17 protein-coding genes are annotated in these 15,934 nt (G+C 64.7%); 14 read left to right on the forward strand and 3 right to left on the reverse strand.

Features of this window, described 5'->3' with window-relative positions; genetic code table 11:
- The first annotated feature begins 22 nt into the window (after nt 1–22).
- From clpS to EPO50_RS10775, 4 genes are all read left to right on the forward strand, one after another.
- Nucleotides 23–328 carry an ATP-dependent Clp protease adapter ClpS gene (gene clpS, locus EPO50_RS10760; RefSeq protein WP_296343770.1) on the forward strand — a complete coding sequence of 102 codons (306 nt, stop codon included), beginning with the start codon at nt 23–25 and terminating at the stop codon, nt 326–328.
- Between the two features lie 61 nt (nt 329–389).
- Nucleotides 390–1,154, forward strand: coding sequence for an alpha/beta hydrolase (locus tag EPO50_RS10765; RefSeq protein WP_296343772.1), 765 nt, complete (start codon nt 390–392; stop codon nt 1,152–1,154).
- 100 nt (nt 1,155–1,254) lie between these two features.
- Nucleotides 1,255–1,698, forward strand: a complete 444-nt coding sequence (locus tag EPO50_RS10770; protein WP_296343774.1) for a MaoC/PaaZ C-terminal domain-containing protein — start codon at nt 1,255–1,257, stop codon at nt 1,696–1,698.
- Between the two features lie 119 nt (nt 1,699–1,817).
- On the forward strand, nt 1,818–2,459 hold the full coding sequence (locus tag EPO50_RS10775; protein ID WP_296343776.1) for a VOC family protein: 642 nt from the start codon (nt 1,818–1,820) through the stop codon (nt 2,457–2,459).
- Between the two features lie 3 nt (nt 2,460–2,462).
- On the opposite strand, the gene EPO50_RS10780 is transcribed toward EPO50_RS10775, so the two are convergent.
- The gene (locus EPO50_RS10780; protein ID WP_296343778.1) at nt 2,463–2,888 is read right to left on the reverse strand and encodes a heme-binding protein; all 426 of its coding nucleotides are present in this window, start codon (nt 2,886–2,888) and stop codon (nt 2,463–2,465) included.
- Nucleotides 2,889–3,014: 126 nt separating this feature from the next.
- On the opposite strand from EPO50_RS10780, the gene EPO50_RS10785 reads away from it, so the two are divergent.
- The 10 genes from EPO50_RS10785 (at nt 3,015) to paaK (ending at nt 14,167) form a co-directional block, all read left to right on the forward strand.
- Nucleotides 3,015–3,461: a hypothetical protein gene (locus EPO50_RS10785; protein ID WP_296343780.1), complete on the forward strand. Its 447-nt coding sequence runs from the start codon at nt 3,015–3,017 to the stop codon at nt 3,459–3,461.
- A gap of 4 nt (nt 3,462–3,465) precedes the next feature.
- A complete protein-coding gene (locus tag EPO50_RS10790; RefSeq protein WP_296343782.1) occupies nt 3,466–3,963 on the forward strand; it encodes a MarR family winged helix-turn-helix transcriptional regulator in 498 nt (165 codons plus the stop codon).
- Between the two features lie 172 nt (nt 3,964–4,135).
- Nucleotides 4,136–4,261: a type B 50S ribosomal protein L36 gene (gene ykgO / locus EPO50_RS10795; RefSeq protein ID WP_020695336.1), complete on the forward strand. Its 126-nt coding sequence runs from the start codon at nt 4,136–4,138 to the stop codon at nt 4,259–4,261.
- A 91-nt stretch (nt 4,262–4,352) separates the two neighbouring features.
- Complete coding sequence (locus tag EPO50_RS10800) at nt 4,353–5,840, forward strand: FAD-linked oxidase C-terminal domain-containing protein (protein WP_296343783.1); 1,488 nt, start codon at nt 4,353–4,355, stop codon at nt 5,838–5,840.
- 3 nt (nt 5,841–5,843) lie between these two features.
- On the forward strand, nt 5,844–7,013 hold the full coding sequence (glcE, locus tag EPO50_RS10805) for a glycolate oxidase subunit GlcE (RefSeq protein WP_296343785.1): 1,170 nt from the start codon (nt 5,844–5,846) through the stop codon (nt 7,011–7,013).
- A gap of 2 nt (nt 7,014–7,015) precedes the next feature.
- Nucleotides 7,016–8,335, forward strand: a complete 1,320-nt coding sequence (glcF, locus tag EPO50_RS10810; RefSeq protein WP_296343787.1) for a glycolate oxidase subunit GlcF — start codon at nt 7,016–7,018, stop codon at nt 8,333–8,335.
- A 108-nt stretch (nt 8,336–8,443) separates the two neighbouring features.
- A complete protein-coding gene (locus EPO50_RS10815) occupies nt 8,444–8,953 on the forward strand; it encodes a tetratricopeptide repeat protein (protein ID WP_296343789.1) in 510 nt (169 codons plus the stop codon).
- 67 nt (nt 8,954–9,020) lie between these two features.
- The gene (locus EPO50_RS10820; RefSeq protein WP_296343791.1) at nt 9,021–10,256 is read left to right on the forward strand and encodes an amidohydrolase family protein; all 1,236 of its coding nucleotides are present in this window, start codon (nt 9,021–9,023) and stop codon (nt 10,254–10,256) included.
- A 30-nt stretch (nt 10,257–10,286) separates the two neighbouring features.
- On the forward strand, nt 10,287–12,881 hold the full coding sequence (locus tag EPO50_RS10825) for a DUF2339 domain-containing protein (protein ID WP_296343793.1): 2,595 nt from the start codon (nt 10,287–10,289) through the stop codon (nt 12,879–12,881).
- Nucleotides 12,878–14,167: a phenylacetate--CoA ligase PaaK gene (gene paaK, locus EPO50_RS10830; protein WP_296343795.1), complete on the forward strand. Its 1,290-nt coding sequence runs from the start codon at nt 12,878–12,880 to the stop codon at nt 14,165–14,167. Before EPO50_RS10825 ends, paaK begins: the two co-directional genes overlap by 4 nt.
- Nucleotides 14,168–14,175: 8 nt before the next feature.
- Here the strand turns inward: paaK and EPO50_RS10835 are convergent, their stop codons facing one another.
- Complete coding sequence (locus EPO50_RS10835; protein WP_296343798.1) at nt 14,176–14,436, reverse strand: hypothetical protein; 261 nt, start codon at nt 14,434–14,436, stop codon at nt 14,176–14,178.
- An 80-nt stretch (nt 14,437–14,516) separates the two neighbouring features.
- Nucleotides 14,517–15,929 carry a pyruvate kinase gene (gene pyk / locus EPO50_RS10840; RefSeq protein WP_296343799.1) on the reverse strand — a complete coding sequence of 471 codons (1,413 nt, stop codon included), beginning with the start codon at nt 15,927–15,929 and terminating at the stop codon, nt 14,517–14,519.
- Nucleotides 15,930–15,934: the final 5 nt, after the last annotated feature.

Genomic DNA, 15,934 nt, shown 5'->3' on the forward strand with positions numbered 1-15,934 from the left:
AGACAAGGCGGAGGAGGGGCCGATGAGCGATATCGACACCAAGCCGCAGGCCGTGGAGCGGACCAAGACCAAGCAGCCGCCGCTCTACAAGGTGATCCTTCTCAACGACGACTACACGCCGCGCGAGTTCGTCGTTGTGGTGCTGAAGGCCGTGTTCCGCATGACCGAGGAGCAGTCCTATCGCGTCATGATGACGGCGCATCAACTTGGCGTCTGCGTGGTCGCGACTTATACGCGCGACATCGCCGAGTCGAAGACAACCGAAGCCAATGACATGGGCCGCAGCGCCGGCCATCCCCTCGAGTTCAGCACCGAGCCGGAGGAGTAGGCTTGATTCGGACCGCGGATCTCCAGGCCTGCGATCGGGTGAAAGGCAAGAGAGCAAGCCCATGAAATCGCTTGTGCTGCAAAGCGTCGGGAGCTGCCTTCGCTACCATGACATTCCCGGCGATGGTCGCCCGTTGATCATGCTCCATGGCCTGGGCTGTGCCTCGTCCAGCGACTATCCGCGCATCGCGTCCGACCCCGCCCTGGCCGGTCGGCGCATGGTGCTTCTCGACTTTTTGGGATCAGGCTTCAGCGATCGCCCCGACGGCTTCGGCTATACGGTCGAGGACCATGCGCGCACGGTAGCGGAACTTGTAACCAATCTCGCGCCGGACTCGCTGGATCTATACGGCCACAGCATGGGCGGCGCCGTCGCGATCGTCGCCGCTGCGCTGCTGGGTGATTGCGTCCGGCATCTCGTGATGGGCGAACCGAACCTCGATCCAGGTGGAGGCACGTTCAGCCGCAAGGTGGCGGCCATGCCAGAAGCCGACTACGTAGCGTATGGGCATCGAGATCTGGTGAAAGCCGCGCGGACGGAGGGAAATGGAATCTGGGCCGCTTCGATGTCCATTAGTGCGCCATATGCCGTGCATCGCAGTGCGACGTCGCTCGTCGCCGGTGGCACGCCGACATGGCGCGAACTGCTCTATGCGATGAAGATGCCGAGAACGATCATTTTCGGCGAAGCCTCCCTGCCGGATCCCGACACCGAACGTCTGCCGCAGCAGGGTGTGGGTATCGGTGTCGTGCCGCAGGCCGGACATGGAATGATCGTCGAGAATCCTGGAGGAGTCGCGTCGGCATTGCGTGCCGCACTGCGCTAACTCGGCAGCCTGGGATTACCTGCAAGGTTATTGTCTTCGCAAGCCGTGCGATGAACGATGGGGACTATCGACCGGCAGCTCACAGAAGAGAAAAGAAGCAATGCTGTACGCAGAAGACCTCACCGAAGGTCAGCAATTCCAGCTCGGCGAGTACACCATAAGCGAAGCGGAGATCCTGCAGTTCGCGCGGCAGTACGATCCTGTGCCGATCCATACCGATTCCGAAGCTGCGGCGGCCGGACCTTTCGGCGGGCTCATCGCCAGCGGCTTCAATACGATTGCGATCTACCAACGGCTCATCGTGGAAGCGGTCTGGTCCAAGGTTGCGGCAATCGTGGGGCGTAGCATCGAGGTCCGATTGCCCGCGCCGGTTCGTCCCGGCACCAAGCTCACCGGCCGGTCGGAGATCCAAAAGATCACGCTCAGGCCAGAACGACGCGATGCCGTCGCAATCTTCAGGACGGAGCTGACCGATACCGAAGGCAAGGTCGTGCTCATCCTGGTGCTGGACGTGCTGATCCGCCTGCGTCCTGGAAAAGCCTAGTCGTCTGTTGACGCTGGAGATCGCCTCCCGTTAGCATCTTCGTGTTGCTGTAGGGCGCATCGGCCACGGGCCGGAGGGGCATTGCCCGCCTACGATAAGACCAACCGTAGTGCGCGCCTATGCCGAACATCGAGAATCTGAGGAAGCAGGCGAAGCGATACCTGAAGTGGCACCGCGAAGGGTACTATCCCGTCGCGGCGCAGATCAGGTCGATGTTGCCCCACTTTCGAGATCTGACCGACAGCGAGATCCTGCGGGCCGGCTTCAAGCTGAACGATGCTCAGGAACTCGTTGCCAGAAAACACGGGTTCGAGACCTGGTCTGCGCTGATCAAAGAGATCGAAATCATGACAGCTTCAGCAGAATCGTCGCTCCGCACGTCCGTCATCCTCGCCGCCGAGCCGCAGCTTTTCGTGACCGACATGGAAACGTCGTGCCGCTTCTATGTCGAAAAGCTCGGCTTCCGGCTTGCTTTCTCCTACGGGCAGCCGCTTTTCTACGCTCAGGTCTGTCGCGACGGCGGCCGCCTCAATCTCCGCAAGGTCGCTGGCGCGGTGTTCGACAAGGACTTTCGCGCCGGCGAACCCGAGGCATTGTCGGCGACGCTGACGGTCGACGATGCCAAGCTGTTGTTTCTTGAGTTCGAAAGAACGGAAACGCCCTTCCATCAGCGTCTGCGGACAGAGCCCTGGGGAGCGCGCGTCTTCATCGTGAAGGATCCTGATGAGAACCTCATCGCCTTTGCCGATGGCGCGGGCTGACTTTCAGCCTGCGACCAGTCCTGCAGCCTGGACGCCGGCAATGCAGGCCCCCTCGTCTTCGTCGCCCGTGCCGCCACTGGCGCCCGCGGCGCCCAGAATGTTGCCGGCTGCGTCCTTGATCAGAACGGCACCGGTCTGAGGCAGGAACTTGCCCTGCGCCGTCGCTGCCAGCGCGCCGTAGAATTGCGGGTTCTCCTTGGCGCGGCCCAGCAAGGTGCGGCTGGAGGCACCCATACCGACGGAGGCCCAGGCCTTGCCCATCGCGACATCGACCCGGAACATGCTGGCCTCGTCCTCGCGCTGCAGCGACTTCAGGTGGCCCGAGGAATCGAGCACCGCCACCGCCAGCGGCTTGATCTTCATCTCGCGCGCCTTGGCGAGGGCGGCTTCCACGATCTTGTTGGCCTGGGCGAGGGTGAGTGACGGCATGATGGTCTCCTTGTCTGTGACCGCACTCTATCAGGAACCGTCGTCGATGAGGTCATTGCCGATGATTTGATGATAAAGTATCTTTATAATTAAGATAATTAATTAGCTCTCGAACCCGAGAGGATCATGCTCATTGCCGTGGCACTGGCCGCTGCGTTCGCCTTGGCGAGCGTGGGTGGCGGCCTTTATGAATTCCTGGTGGTCGATCCGTTCTGGCCCAAGCGGCCGGACCTTATCCAACCGGCGCGCGGTGGTATCTCGCGCAAGCGCTTCTGGATTTCGATCCATGTCGCCTTCGAGGTCACGCTGATCGTCGCTCTCGTTTTCGCCTGGTCGCAGCCTGCTGTCCGCGACCCGCTGTTGGTCGCGCTCGCCAGCCATGCCATCATGCGCATCTGGTCAGGCTTCGACTTCATCCCCAAGGCGCTTGCCTTCGAGAAGGCTGATCCGGCCGCGGTTAGCGAATCGAAAGCGGTGGCCTGGACGCGGCGCAGCCGGCTGCGCCTGCCGCTCGACCTGATCACCTGTGGCGGCATGCTGACGGCCTTCGTTGCCGCGGCACGGTTGGGCTGAGGCGATGGCCGCGAAGAAGAAAGGCGAGGCCCACGCCGAACTGGTGCGCCGGGTCGGAGACGTGGTCCGACGCATGGGCGCGCAGAGCGTCATCGTCAGCCAGACTGTGGCGGCGCGGTTTGGTCTCAACACGACAGACCTCGAATGCCTCGATCTGATCCAGCTCCAGGGTCGCGTCTCGGCGGGCGAACTTGCGGCCGCCACCGGCCTGACGTCGGGGGCGGTAACGGCGTTGATCGACCGGATGGAGCGGGCAGGCTATGTCGAGCGGGTCGACGATCCGGCCGACCGCCGCCGCGTCCTCGTCCGCATCCGGAAGGGCTCGATCGGCGATATCGAGAAGGTCTACGCACCCCTGCAGAAGCGCATGTTCGGGCTCTGGTCGCAGTACAGCGCGGCCGATCTCGAGGTCGTTGCCGACTTCCTGAGCCGAAGCCTTGAACTCAGCGTGGCCTGTGTCACGGAACTCCGGAACCAGAAGGCAAGTCGTAAGCCCCTCTAAATATTGACGAATCTGTCCTTGAGCGAGTAGAAAGCCCGTCCCGGATGGCGGGCAAGTTGGGTGGAAAACCAATGTGAAAACAACGGGTTGACGGATCGGGCGCCGGTCCGTATTTTCCGCCCGCTTTCGGAATTCCCCCGGCTCGGCCGGGGCTTTTTGTTGAGTTAGGACCATGAAGATCCGTCATTCTCTCAAGTCGGTGAAGGCCCGTCACAAGGACTGCCGCATCGTGCGCCGCAAGGGCCGCGTTTACGTGATCAACAAGACCAACCCGCGCTTCAAGGCTCGCCAGGGCTAACTGGCCGGCTGAACGCGGTTCGCGTCTTCATGAACAAAGCGGCGGAGGCCTTTGGCTTCCGCCGCTTTTTCATTTGGCGTATGAGCGAAGCATGCAGATGCCGCCGCTCGATCCTGCCATTCTTTCCCGTCGTTCAGAGATCGTCTCGGCGTTGCAAGCCATCGTGCCCGGCGAGGGCGTGATCGACGATCTCGATGGCATGCGTCCCTACGAGTGCGACGCCCTGTCGGCCTATCGCCAGATGCCGCTGGTCGTCGTCCTGCCCGAGACGGTCGCGCAGGTCTCCGCCATCCTGCGTTATTGTCAGGACAACAAGGTCAAGGTCGTGCCGCGCGGCGCGGGGACGTCGCTGTCCGGCGGCTCGATGCCGGTGGGTGATGCGATCCTGCTGGGTCTCGGCAAGTTCAACCGCGTGCTCGAGATCGACTATGCTAACCGCTGCGCCCGCGTGCAGCCCGGCGTCACCAACCTCGGCATCACCAAGGCGGTCGAGCACGAGGGCTTCTACTACGCGCCCGATCCCAGCTCGCAGATCGCCTGCTCGATCGGCGGCAACGTCGCGGAGAATTCCGGCGGCGTGCACTGCCTGAAGTACGGCCTCACCACCAACAACCTGCTCGGCATCGAGATGGTGCTGATGACAGGCGAGGTCGTGCGGCTGGGCGGCAAGCATCTCGATGCCGGCGGCTATGACATGCTGGGCCTGATGACCGGGTCCGAAGGTCTGCTGGGCGTCGTTACCGAAGTGACGGTGCGCCTGCTGCGCAAGCCTGCGACGGCGCGCGCCGTGCTCCTGGGCTTTCCGACCGAGGCCGGTGCTGCCGATTGCGTCGCTGCCGTCATCGCATCCGGCATCATCCCCGGCGGCATGGAGATGATGGACAAGGATGCGGTGAAGTGCGCCGAGGCCTATGTCGGCGCCGGCTATCCGCTCGATGCCGAAGGGCTGCTGATCGTCGAACTCGATGGTCCGTCGGTCGAGGTCGACCATTTGGTCGACCGCGTTGCCGAAATCGCCCGCGGCCGTGGCGCCACGACCGTGCGCGTCAGCAACGACGAGCAGGAGAGGGTGCTGTTCTGGGCGGGCCGCAAGGCGGCCTTCCCGGCTGTCGGCCAGATCTCGCCGGACTATATGTGTCTCGATGGCTCGGTGCCGCGCGGCAAGCTGGTCGAAGTGCTGGGCGAGATGCGCCGGATGTCGAAACAGCACGGCCTGCGCGTCGTCAACGTCTTCCATGCCGGCGACGGCAACCTCCATCCGCTCATCCTGTTCGACGCCAACAACCCCGACGAGCTGCGCCGCTGCGAAGAGTTCGGCGCGGACATCCTGCGCCTCTGCGTGCGGGTCGGCGGCGTCCTGACCGGCGAGCACGGAGTGGGCATCGAGAAGCGCGACCTGATGGGCGAGCAATTCACCGAGATCGATCTCGATCAGCAGATGCGCGTGAAATGCGCCTTCGATCCCGACCACCTGCTCAATCCCGGCAAGGTGTTCCCCAAGCTGCGGCGTTGCGCCGAGCTTGGTCGGCTGATCGTGACACAGAACAAGATACCGTTCCCCGACATTCCGCGGTTCTAAAAGATGGCAAGTACGATCAAGCCGCGCGACGCGAAGGAGCTGCGGCAGGCGGTGGAATGGGCGCTGAACGAGGGGACGACGCTCGACGTTCGCGGGAGCGGCGCCAAGCTCGCGCTCGGCAAGCCGATGGTCTGCGATCAGGTGCTCGATCTGTCCGGCCTCTCCGGCGTGATCGACTATGCGCCGGAGGAGTTGGTCGTGACCTTGCGCGCCGGCACGCCCCTCAAGGACGTCGAGGCTCTGTTGGCGCAACGCAACCAGATGCTGGCCTTCGAGCCACCCGACCTCGGGCCACTGTTGGGCCGACCGGCCGGCGAGGGGACGCTCGTTGGTGCCGTGATGGGCAATCTTGCCGGTCCGCGCCGTCTTTCGGCCGGTGCGGCACGCGATCACCTCCTCGGGTTCAACGGCGTCAACGGCCGCGGCGAGAGCTTCAAGTCCGGCGGCAAGGTGATGAAGAACGTCACCGGCTACGACCTCTCCAAGATCATCGCCGGGTCCTGGGGCACTCTGGCCGTGCTCGACGAAGTGTCGGTGAAGGTGTTGCCCGCGCCCGACCAGACCCGCACGCTGCTTCTGCTGGGCCTCGCTGATGAGGCGGCCGTGAAGGCGATGTGTGTGGCCATGGGCAGCCCACACGAGGTTTCGGGCGCCGCACATCTGCCGGGCAAGACGGCCCTGCGCATCGAAGGAGTGGCACCCTCGGTCGAGGCGCGCCTCAGGGGCCTGCGCGAGCTGTTGGCTGATAGCGGCACGCGAATGGAGGAACTCGGCACGCTCGAAAGCCGCACCTTCTGGCGCGAGGTGCGCGATGTGGCGCCGCTCAAGGCCGCGGCAAACGACGTCGTCTGGAAAATCTCCTGCCCGCCGACCGAAGGACCGGCCATCGTGGCGAGAGTCCGCGTCGAATGCCGCGCAGCCGAAGCCTTCTATGATTGGTCCGGCGGCATGATCTGGTTAGCATTGCCGGCCAGTGCCGATGCCGATCATGTCCTTGTGCGCGGCGCCATTGGTGCATCCGGCGGTCATGCGACGCTTATTCGTGCTCCGGAAGCGGTGCGTGCGGCGGTTCCTGTCTTCCAGCCGCAATCGCCGGCGCTGGCGGCCCTGTCGGCGCGCGTGAAGGAGAGCTTCGATCCCAAGGCGCTCTTCAATCCAGGGCGGATGGGCTGACCATGCAGACCAACTTCACTCTGGCCCAACTTGCCGATCATGAGACCGCCCGCAGCGAGCATATCCTGCGCAAGTGCGTCCACTGCGGCTTCTGCACGGCGACCTGTCCGACCTTCGTGTTGCTAGGCGACGAGCGCGACAGTCCGCGTGGCCGCATCTATCTCATCAAGGCGATGCTCGAAGGGAATCGTGCACCGACAGCACAGGAAGTGCGGCACGTCGATCGCTGCCTGTCGTGCCTGTCGTGCATGACGACCTGTCCCTCGGGTGTGAACTACATGCACCTGGTCGACCATGGCCGGCATCGCATCGAGGAAAGCTACAAGCGGTCATTACCCGACCGACTGATGCGCAATGTGCTGGCGTGGTTGATGCCGCGGCCCGGTCTTTTCCGCTGGGCCATGATTCTGGGACGGCTTGCCAAGCCACTGGCGCCAATCCTGCCGTCGACGAGCACTGATGCGGGGGGCGCCACCTTCCTGCGCCGCCTGCGCGCCATGCTGGAAGCCGTGCCGGACCGGCTGGCGCCGCCGTCGTCGGTAGATCGCCCGCAGACTTTTCCGGCCAAGGGGCTGCGCCGCAAGCGGGTGGCCTTGATGCCGGGATGCGGCCAGCAGGTGCTGGCGCCCGAGGTGAACGAGGCAACGGTACGGCTGCTGACGCGCCACGACATCGAAGTGGTGAATGTCGCGGGTTCGGGCTGCTGTGGTTCCTCGGTACTGCATGTCGGCCGCAACGAAGAGGCGATCGAGCTCGCCAAGCGCAACATCACGGCCTGGCTGCGTGAGATCGATGGCGCTGGCCTCGATGCCATTGTGATCAACGCCTCGGGCTGCGGCACGACGGTGAAGGACTATGGCAACATGCTGGCCGACGAGCCGGAGTGGCATGAGAAGGCGCTGCAAGTCGCCCGGCTTGCCAAGGATGTGAGCGAGGTCATGGCGGAGGTTGGTCTCGTAAACGTGACTCCGCAGAAACTCACCGTCGCCTATCATGCGGCCTGCTCGATGCAGCACGGGCAGAAGGTCATCGAACCACCCAAGAAGCTGCTGCGCGACGCGGGCTTCGTCGTGAAGGACGTACCCGAAGGCCATCTCTGCTGTGGCTGGGCCGGCACCTATCAAGTGCTGCAGCCCGAGTTGTCGCGTCGTTTGCGCGACCGCAAGGTGGCGAACATCGAGAGTATGAAGCCCGACGTGATCGCTGCCGGCAATTTCGGCTGTATCGGAAATATCGCGTCGGGTACCGGGATTCCGATTGCCCACACGGTCGAGCTGCTCGACTGGGCGACCGGCGGACCGAGGCCGGCGGCCTTTCGCTAGAAACCAACAGCCAGAGCCGCCGTGACGCTCCTTCGCCCTTGCCTCGCCGCCCTGATCGGCCTGATGCTGGGGGTGAACGCGCTGGCACAGAACCCTGGGAGCAACACCATGCTCGACACACTGTTCGCCAAGCTGCAAACCGCTACAGATCCGTCGGCGGTCCAGGCGCTGGAAGCGGCGATCTGGGAGCAGTGGACCATGGTTCCGGATATGAGTCAGCGCGAGCTGATGCTGCGTGGCGTGGCCGAGATGCAACAGCGCGAATACCAGACCGCCGTTGACGCATTCACGCGGCTGATCGCGGTGGCTCCTGATTTGCCGGAAGCCTGGAACAAGCGGGCCACCGTGCATTGGTTGATGGGTAACTTTCCGGCATCGCTGGCCGACATCTGCGAGACGGTGAAGCGCGAGCCGCGTCACTTCGGTGCCTACTCGGGCCTTGGCATGATCCGCGCGGAGATGGGCGAGAACGGTCGCGCGATTGCGGCCTTCGAACTGGCGCGCAAGTACAATCCGCATATCCAGGGCATAGACAGTGAAATCGCGCGCCTCAGGGCGTTGGGTGGCGACGCGCCGTCAGATCCGCTGGACTGCGGACAACGCACGGCCGGCCATTAGCGTCGCGCTTGCCGCGTCATCGGCCCGGATGCACATTGCCGGATCATAATCTCCGAAGGAGTAGGAAATGGCCACGTTGTATGTCGGCGGACGCCTGTTCGACGGCGAGAAGGTGCAAGACGGGCAGGCGGTGCTGGAAGAGGGTGGCCGCATCAAGCGCGTTGCAGCTGCAGGCGAGTTCAAGGGCTTTGCGGGCGAACGGGTCGATACGTCGGGCGGTACGCTCATTCCCGGCATGATCGACTGCCACGTCCACTCGCTGTCCGGCGCCGAGGGCAATCCCGGCGCCGTGCAGGACCGGCTGAGCGCTGCGCAGATCGCGGTGCGCGGCATGGAATTCATGCAGCGCACGCTCGAAGGCGGCATCACCGCGGTACGTGATTGCGGCGGCAAGGACTACATCGAGTTCGCGATTCGCGACGCCATGAATGCCGGCCGCTTCCTGGGGCCGACCATGCGCTGCGCCGGCCGCATGATCTGCATGACCGGTGGTCACGGCAATCGCACTGGCCGCGTCGCCGATGGTGTCGACGAGGTCGTGAAGGCGGTGCGCGAGCAGGTCCACGCCGGCTCCGACCTGGTGAAGATCATGGCGACCGGCGGCGTGATGACGCCAGGCGTCAATCCGGAAGACGCACACTACAGCCCCGAAGAGATGAAGGCCGGCATCAGCGAGGCACATCGCTTCCATAAATGCTGCGCCAGCCACGCCCAGGGCGCGCTCGGCATCCTGAATGCCGTGCGGGGCGGCATCGATTCCATTGAGCACGGCATCTTCATGGACGAAGAATGCTGTCGCGAAATGAAGGAGCGCGGCGTGTGGCTGGTGCCGACGCTCGCCGCAGTGAAGAACATCCTCAAGGGCTACGACGAGGGCGACCGCTCGATTCCCGACTATGTGATCGAGAAGAGCCGGCGCGTCTATGATCGTCACATCGAGGCGACCAAGATGTACTATTCGGCCGGCGGCCGTATCGCGATGGGCACCGATGCGGGCACGCCGCACAATCGCCACGGCGAGAATGCACGCGAGCTCGAGTTCATGTGCGACATCGGCATTTCGGCGCGCGATTCGTTGTTCTTTGCGACCGCCAGCGCTGCCGACCTGATGCGGCTCGGCGACCATGGCCGCATCAAGGAAGGCAACATTGCCGACTTCGTGGTGTGCGATGGCGATGTCTTGGCCGACATCAAGCGGGCGGCCCGCAAGGAGAACCACCGGATGGTGGTGAAGCGCGGCATTGTCGCGAAGGACAGTCGCGCGGCCTTTGCCGCCCAGGCCACTCGCGTCGCGGCCGAGTAGGATCCAGGCAACGGCGATCCCGAGGTTTTTGTGGAAGAGATATTTCTCGTCCTGATCGGGATCGCCTGGGCGCTTGGCACGCCACTGATCGCCATCATCGCGCTGGTTCGTACCTCGGGCCTGCGCGCGCAGAACGAACGGCTGGCCTCTGAGCTGGCGACGATCAGGCGCCAGTTGGCCGCCGGCGAAGCTCTGCCGCCACCCTTCGCCGCGCCGGCGATTGAACCTCCGACAGTCCCCATCGAAGCGGTACCGCCGCCTGGTGCACCATTCGAGCCGGAGACGCCACCGGAGCCCGCAACCGTCACCATCGAAAGCACTCCGTCACCCCCCGTGCCGGCTGTCGCGCCTGTTTCGGCGGGGTGGGAACAGCGTCTGGGCGCGCGGGCCTTCCTGTGGATCGGCGCGATCACATTGGCGCTCGCGGCGATCTTCCTCGTTCGCTACTCGATCGAGGAGGGCTATCTCTCGCCCGAGGTGCGGGTAATCCTGGCCGCGCTCTTTGGCTTCGCGCTGATCGGCGGTGCCGAAAAGCTGCGGAGCAAGGACGATCGCGTGGCGCAGGCACTGGCGGCGGCCGGTGTGGCAGCCCTCTATGGCTCCCTGTTCGCAGCCGTTGCCCTCTACGGCATGGTTTCCAAGTTTGCTGCAGGCGGTGCGGCGGCGGCGCTCACGGCCTTCGGCATGGGGCTCTCGTTGCGTCACGGCATTCTGGTCGCGGCGCTTGCCTTCGTCGGCGGTTTTGCGAGCCCCGCCGTCATCGGCAGCCAGGAACCCAATACGCCGGTGTTGTTTGGTTACCTGTTTGCCATCGCAGCGGGCACGCTGGGCGTCATCCGCGTGCGCGGCTGGTGGCTCCTGGGCTGGGGTGTGCTGGCTGGCGCCGTGTTGTGGACGTTCGCCTGGATGCTGATGGGGACCGACATGTCGGAACTCCATTGGGTCGGCCTGTTCCTGGTGGGCGTGTCGGGACTGTTCGTCTGGGCCACCTGGCGGCGGATGGGCGAGGACGAGAATTCTCCTCGAGATATTGCAGCACTCGTCTGGTCGGCGATCGGCATCACCGGTGCGCTGCTCGTCGCCCTGATCGTGCAGGATGGCGGCCGGCAGACGACCGGCTGGGCAGCCCTTGCGCTGCACGGTGTCGGCGCGTTCGCCTTGGGCCGTTGGACGCCGCGCTTCCAGTATGCAGCCGTTTTGGCGCCGGTCCTGTCGCTGGCGGCGTTGGCCCTGTGGTGGCTGTCCTCGCACGATGTGCCGGCCGAATGGAGCGATGCACGCTTTGGCTGGCTCGCGGTCGGGTTCGGCGGCCTCTATGCGGCCGGCGCCTTTGCTCTCTTGTGGAACGCGGCGCGGCCCGGATTCTGGGCTGCTCTTTCGGTGGCCGCGGCGCTCTCGCACTTCCTGTTGAGCTGGTACGTGCTGCGCGGGACGAGTGGCTCCTGGGGCTTGATCAGCATTGGGCTTGCTGCACCGTTCCTGGTGGGGGCCGAGCGGCTGGTGCGGTGGCGCGAGACCATGCCCGGTGCAACCGAGGCCTTGGGTTTTCTCGCCGCCGGCGTCGCCTTCTTCATCGGTGCAGCGATCCCGCTCGAACTCAATCGCGAGTGGATCACGGTGGCCTATGCCATCGAACTGGCAGCGGTCGCCGCTATTGCGGCCCATCTCGGTCTGGTGTCGTTGCGCCAGCTTTGCTGGCCGCTGCTGGCGGTCGTGGTCGTACGCTTCGTGCTGAACCCCGAGATCCTGAAGTATCCGCTGGGACTCACGCCAATCCTCAACTGGATCCTCTGGGGATACGGCATCTCGATCGCCGCCCTGATGGTTGCGCTGCGCTTCCTGCGCCCGACGGGCGACGTTCGCCTCGTGCGCGCCGTCGAGGCCGCCACGGCGCTCCTCGTCTTCGTCCTTCTGACTTTGGAAGTGAGGAGCATCTTCCAGCCCACGGCGATGGACATGCTCGGCTCCAGCTTCATGGAGCGGGCATTCTACGTGCTGGTCTGGGGCGGCTTCGCGCTGGCGGCGCTATGGTGGGCGCGCCGTGGCCACGACCCGGTGGCGCTATGGGCCTGGCGCCTGAGTGGGGTAGCGGCAGCGCTTCTCGTGCTGGTCGTGCAGGTCGTGATCGCCAATCCCGTGTTCGAGCCTGCCGGTGTCGGCCATCTGCCCATCGCCAACGGTCTGCTGCTCGCCTATGCGGTGCCTGCCGTGATGGCAGGGCTGGCGCGACAGTGGATCGATGTCGAGCCGGACCGCCGGGCAGACATCCTGACCGAGGTGACGGCCTCGATCCTGGCCTTCGTCTATGTCTCGTTCGAGGTGCGTCACTTCTTCGACCCCTCGTTCGAGCGACCTGGCTTCGACGCAGATGGGCTGGAGCTCTACACCTATTCGATCGTCTGGCTGCTGTTCGGCGTCGCCCTGCTGGCCTTGGGTTTCGTGCGCAAGGCCGCAGCGTTCCGGCATGCTGGCATGGTGCTGGTCTGCATCGTGGTCGCCAAGGTGTTCCTGATCGACATGGCGGGCCTGCAGGGTCTCTTGCGCGTCTTCTCCTTCCTGGGCCTCGGCGCGGCGCTGATCGGTCTGGGCTACGCCTATCGCCGCTTCGGCTTTGATAGCAAATGACGAGCGACCTCTTTCCCGAGACGAAGCTGTCGCTCGACGCCTTGCGGGCAACGCAGCTCGAGCGGCTGCGGACGGCGCTGCGGCATGCCTACGACAATCAGGCGCCGTACCGCGCGAAGTGCGAAGCCGTAGGCGTCCATCCCGATCACCTGCGCACGCTGGACGATCTGAAGCGCTTTCCCTTCACGGCCAAGAGCGACCTGCGCGACGCCTATCCCTACGGAATGCTGGCGATACCGCGCGAACGCTGCGTACGCGTGCATGCATCGAGTGGCACGACAGGTCGGCCGACAGTGGTCGGTTATTCGGCCCATGACATCGCAACCTGGGGCGAGCTGATGGCGCGCTCGCTCCATGCCGGCGGCGCCCGGCCGGGCGACATCATCCACAATGCCTATGGCTACGGTCTGTTCACCGGCGGCCTCGGCGCGCATTACGGCGCGGAGCGACTCGGCTGCACGGTCGTGCCGATGTCGGGCGGCTTCGGCGAGCGCCAGGTCCAGCTCATCCGCGAATTCGGTGCGCGGGTCGTGCTGATGACGCCATCCTACATGCTGGCGATCGCCGAGGAGTTCGAGCGGCAGGGGATCGACCCACGCGAGACGGCGATGCGCATCGGCATCTTTGGCGCCGAACCCTGGACCGAAGCCATGCGCGCCGAGATCGAGCGTCGCCTGGGCATCGATGCCGTCGACATCTACGGTCTCAGCGAAGTGATGGGGCCGGGTGTGGCCTGCGAGTTCGTCGAGACCAAGGACGGGCCGACGATCTGGGAGGATCATTTCTATCCCGAGATCGTCGATCCCGAGACCGGCGCGCCGGTGGCCGATGGCGAGCCCGGCGAACTCGTCTTCACGACGTTGACCAAAGAGGCGATGCCGGTGATCCGCTATCGAACGCGCGATCTCACCCGGCTGCTTCCGGGCTCGGCGACGGCGATGCGGCGGATGGCCAAGATCACCGGACGCAGTGACGACATGTTGATCGTGCGTGGTGTCAATCTCTTCCCGAGCCAAGTCGAGGAGCAGATCCTGCGCGACCCGGCGCTAAGCGGCCATTATCTCATCGAGCTTTCGCGAACCGGGGCGCTCGACGATCTTCTGGTCAGGGTCGAAGCGCGCTCGCCGCTCGGCGGTCAGGCAGAAGCACGGTCAGTTCGGGAGCTGATACAGCGTCTGAAGGGGATGTGTGGCCTCTCCGCCACCGTTGATGTCATGCCGCCCGGCTCAATTGAACGCTCGCTGGGCAAGGCGAGGCGCGTGATCGACAAGCGCCCGAAGGGCTGAGGCGGCGGTTAGAGACCGGCCGCCAGCCTCAATCTTGCCTTGATCAGGCCCGGATCGTCGGGGAGCTGGCTGACCATCGCCGTAACGGTGTTGGTGGGCTTCGGCGGCACGGATGCCTTGGCGCGTCCCAGCGCGGCATCGGCGACGACGGCGAAGGTCAGGACCGTCGCGGCGATGACGAGATAATCAATCCAGGTCAGCCGGTTACCACGGAATTTGCCTACGGCGGCTGCTGCCTTGCGCTGGGTGCTGTTCTGGCCGTTTTCCACGATTGGCCTCTCGAATCTGGTCCGGAATATCTACGGAAAGGAATGATCCTTCTTCCCTCCGCATTCCGTCCCAGAAGAGGCTAGACATAGGCAATTCGAAGAATGTTTGTGGCACCCGGCGTACCGAAGGGGACCCCTGCGGTGATGACCAGCCGCTCGCCTTCCTTGGCAATTTCCTCCTGGCGGGCGACGCGGACAGCGCGCTGCACCATATCGGCAAAATTGTGGGCGTCCTCGGTTTGCACGGGGTGGACGCCCCAGGTGAGCGTCATGCGCCGCGCCGTGTCGAGATTGGGCGTCAGGCAGAGAATGCGCACGTCGGGCCGCTCGCGCGCGGCGCGCAGGGTGGTCGAACCGGTGTTGGTGTAGGTGACGATCGCTGCGGCGGAGAGCGTGTGGGCGCATTGCCGCGCGGCGGCGCTGATCGCGTCGGCGGTGGTGGCCTCGGGTTCGCGCCGACTCGCATCCATCAGGCGGCGATAGAGCGGATCGGCTTCGACGCTCTTCAGGATGCGATCCATGATCGTGACCGCCTCGACTGGGTAGTCGCCCGACGCCGACTCGGCAGAGAGCATCACCGCGTCCGCGCCGTCATAGACGGCCGTTGCCACGTCGGAGACTTCGGCGCGCGTCGGCGTCGGCGAATGAACCATCGAGTCGAGCATCTGCGTTGCCACGATCGCGGGGCGCCCCGCGACACGGCAGGCAGCGAGGATGCGCTTCTGTAGCGGCGGCACGGCCTCGGGCGGCATTTCCACGCCGAGATCGCCACGCGCCACCATGATGCCGTCGCTCTGCTCGATGATCTCGTCGAGATGCTCGATCGCCTGCGGTTTCTCGAGCTTGGCCATGACGGCGGCACGGCCGGCTACGAGTTTCTTCAGTTCGGCGATATCGTGTGCGCGCTGCACGAAAGACAGTGCCACCCAATCCACGCCGAGCGACAGGCCGAAGGTCAGGTCCTTGTGATCCTTCGGCGTCATCGCCGAGACGGGCAGGATCAGGTTGGGCAGGTTGACGCCCTTGCGATCGCTGATCGGGCCCGCGACCTCGACCTCGGCATCAATGGTGTCGGCATCGTGCGCGACGATGCGCAGGCGAACCTTGCCGTCGTCGACCAGCAGTACGCCGCCGGGCTCGGCAGCCTTGAAGATCTCCGGATGCAGCAGCGGGATGCGCTTGGCCGTACCCGGAGCAGGATCCATGTCGAAGCGCAGCTTCTGGCCCTTCTTCAGGACCATCGGTCCCTTGGCAAAGGTACCGAGGCGGAGCTTGGGTCCCTGCAGATCCATCAGGATGGCGATCGGGTGCTTGAACTCTTTCTCCAGGGCACGCAGTTGATCGACCCGCTGCCGGTGATCCTCGGGCTGGCCGTGGCTGAAGTTCAGGCGAAAGACGTCGGCGCCGGCTTCGAACAGCGTACGGAGGCGTTCGAGGCTCGATGTGGCGGGGCCGAGCGTGGCGACGATCTTGGTAAAGCGATCCCGATGCATGGTCC

Origin of the sequence: Reyranella sp. (genome assembly GCF_004297405.1) — a bacterium.
Classification (GTDB): domain Bacteria; phylum Pseudomonadota; class Alphaproteobacteria; order Reyranellales; family Reyranellaceae; genus Reyranella.

Coding starts and splice junctions, on each gene's coding strand:
- EPO50_RS10815 (WP_296343789.1), top strand. CDS start 8,444: ATGCTCGACACACTGTTCGCCAAGCTGCAAACCGCTACAGATCCGTCG.
- glcE (WP_296343785.1), top strand. CDS start 5,844: ATGGCAAGTACGATCAAGCCGCGCGACGCGAAGGAGCTGCGGCAGGCG.
- clpS (WP_296343770.1), top strand. CDS start 23: ATGAGCGATATCGACACCAAGCCGCAGGCCGTGGAGCGGACCAAGACC.
- paaK (WP_296343795.1), top strand. CDS start 12,878: ATGACGAGCGACCTCTTTCCCGAGACGAAGCTGTCGCTCGACGCCTTG.
- glcF (WP_296343787.1), top strand. CDS start 7,016: ATGCAGACCAACTTCACTCTGGCCCAACTTGCCGATCATGAGACCGCC.
- EPO50_RS10820 (WP_296343791.1), top strand. CDS start 9,021: ATGGCCACGTTGTATGTCGGCGGACGCCTGTTCGACGGCGAGAAGGTG.
- ykgO (WP_020695336.1), top strand. CDS start 4,136: ATGAAGATCCGTCATTCTCTCAAGTCGGTGAAGGCCCGTCACAAGGAC.
- EPO50_RS10775 (WP_296343776.1), top strand. CDS start 1,818: ATGCCGAACATCGAGAATCTGAGGAAGCAGGCGAAGCGATACCTGAAG.
- EPO50_RS10785 (WP_296343780.1), top strand. CDS start 3,015: ATGCTCATTGCCGTGGCACTGGCCGCTGCGTTCGCCTTGGCGAGCGTG.
- EPO50_RS10765 (WP_296343772.1), top strand. CDS start 390: ATGAAATCGCTTGTGCTGCAAAGCGTCGGGAGCTGCCTTCGCTACCAT.
- EPO50_RS10780 (WP_296343778.1), bottom strand. CDS start 2,888: ATGCCGTCACTCACCCTCGCCCAGGCCAACAAGATCGTGGAAGCCGCC.
- EPO50_RS10770 (WP_296343774.1), top strand. CDS start 1,255: ATGCTGTACGCAGAAGACCTCACCGAAGGTCAGCAATTCCAGCTCGGC.
- EPO50_RS10790 (WP_296343782.1), top strand. CDS start 3,466: ATGGCCGCGAAGAAGAAAGGCGAGGCCCACGCCGAACTGGTGCGCCGG.
- pyk (WP_296343799.1), bottom strand. CDS start 15,929: ATGCATCGGGATCGCTTTACCAAGATCGTCGCCACGCTCGGCCCCGCC.
- EPO50_RS10800 (WP_296343783.1), top strand. CDS start 4,353: ATGCAGATGCCGCCGCTCGATCCTGCCATTCTTTCCCGTCGTTCAGAG.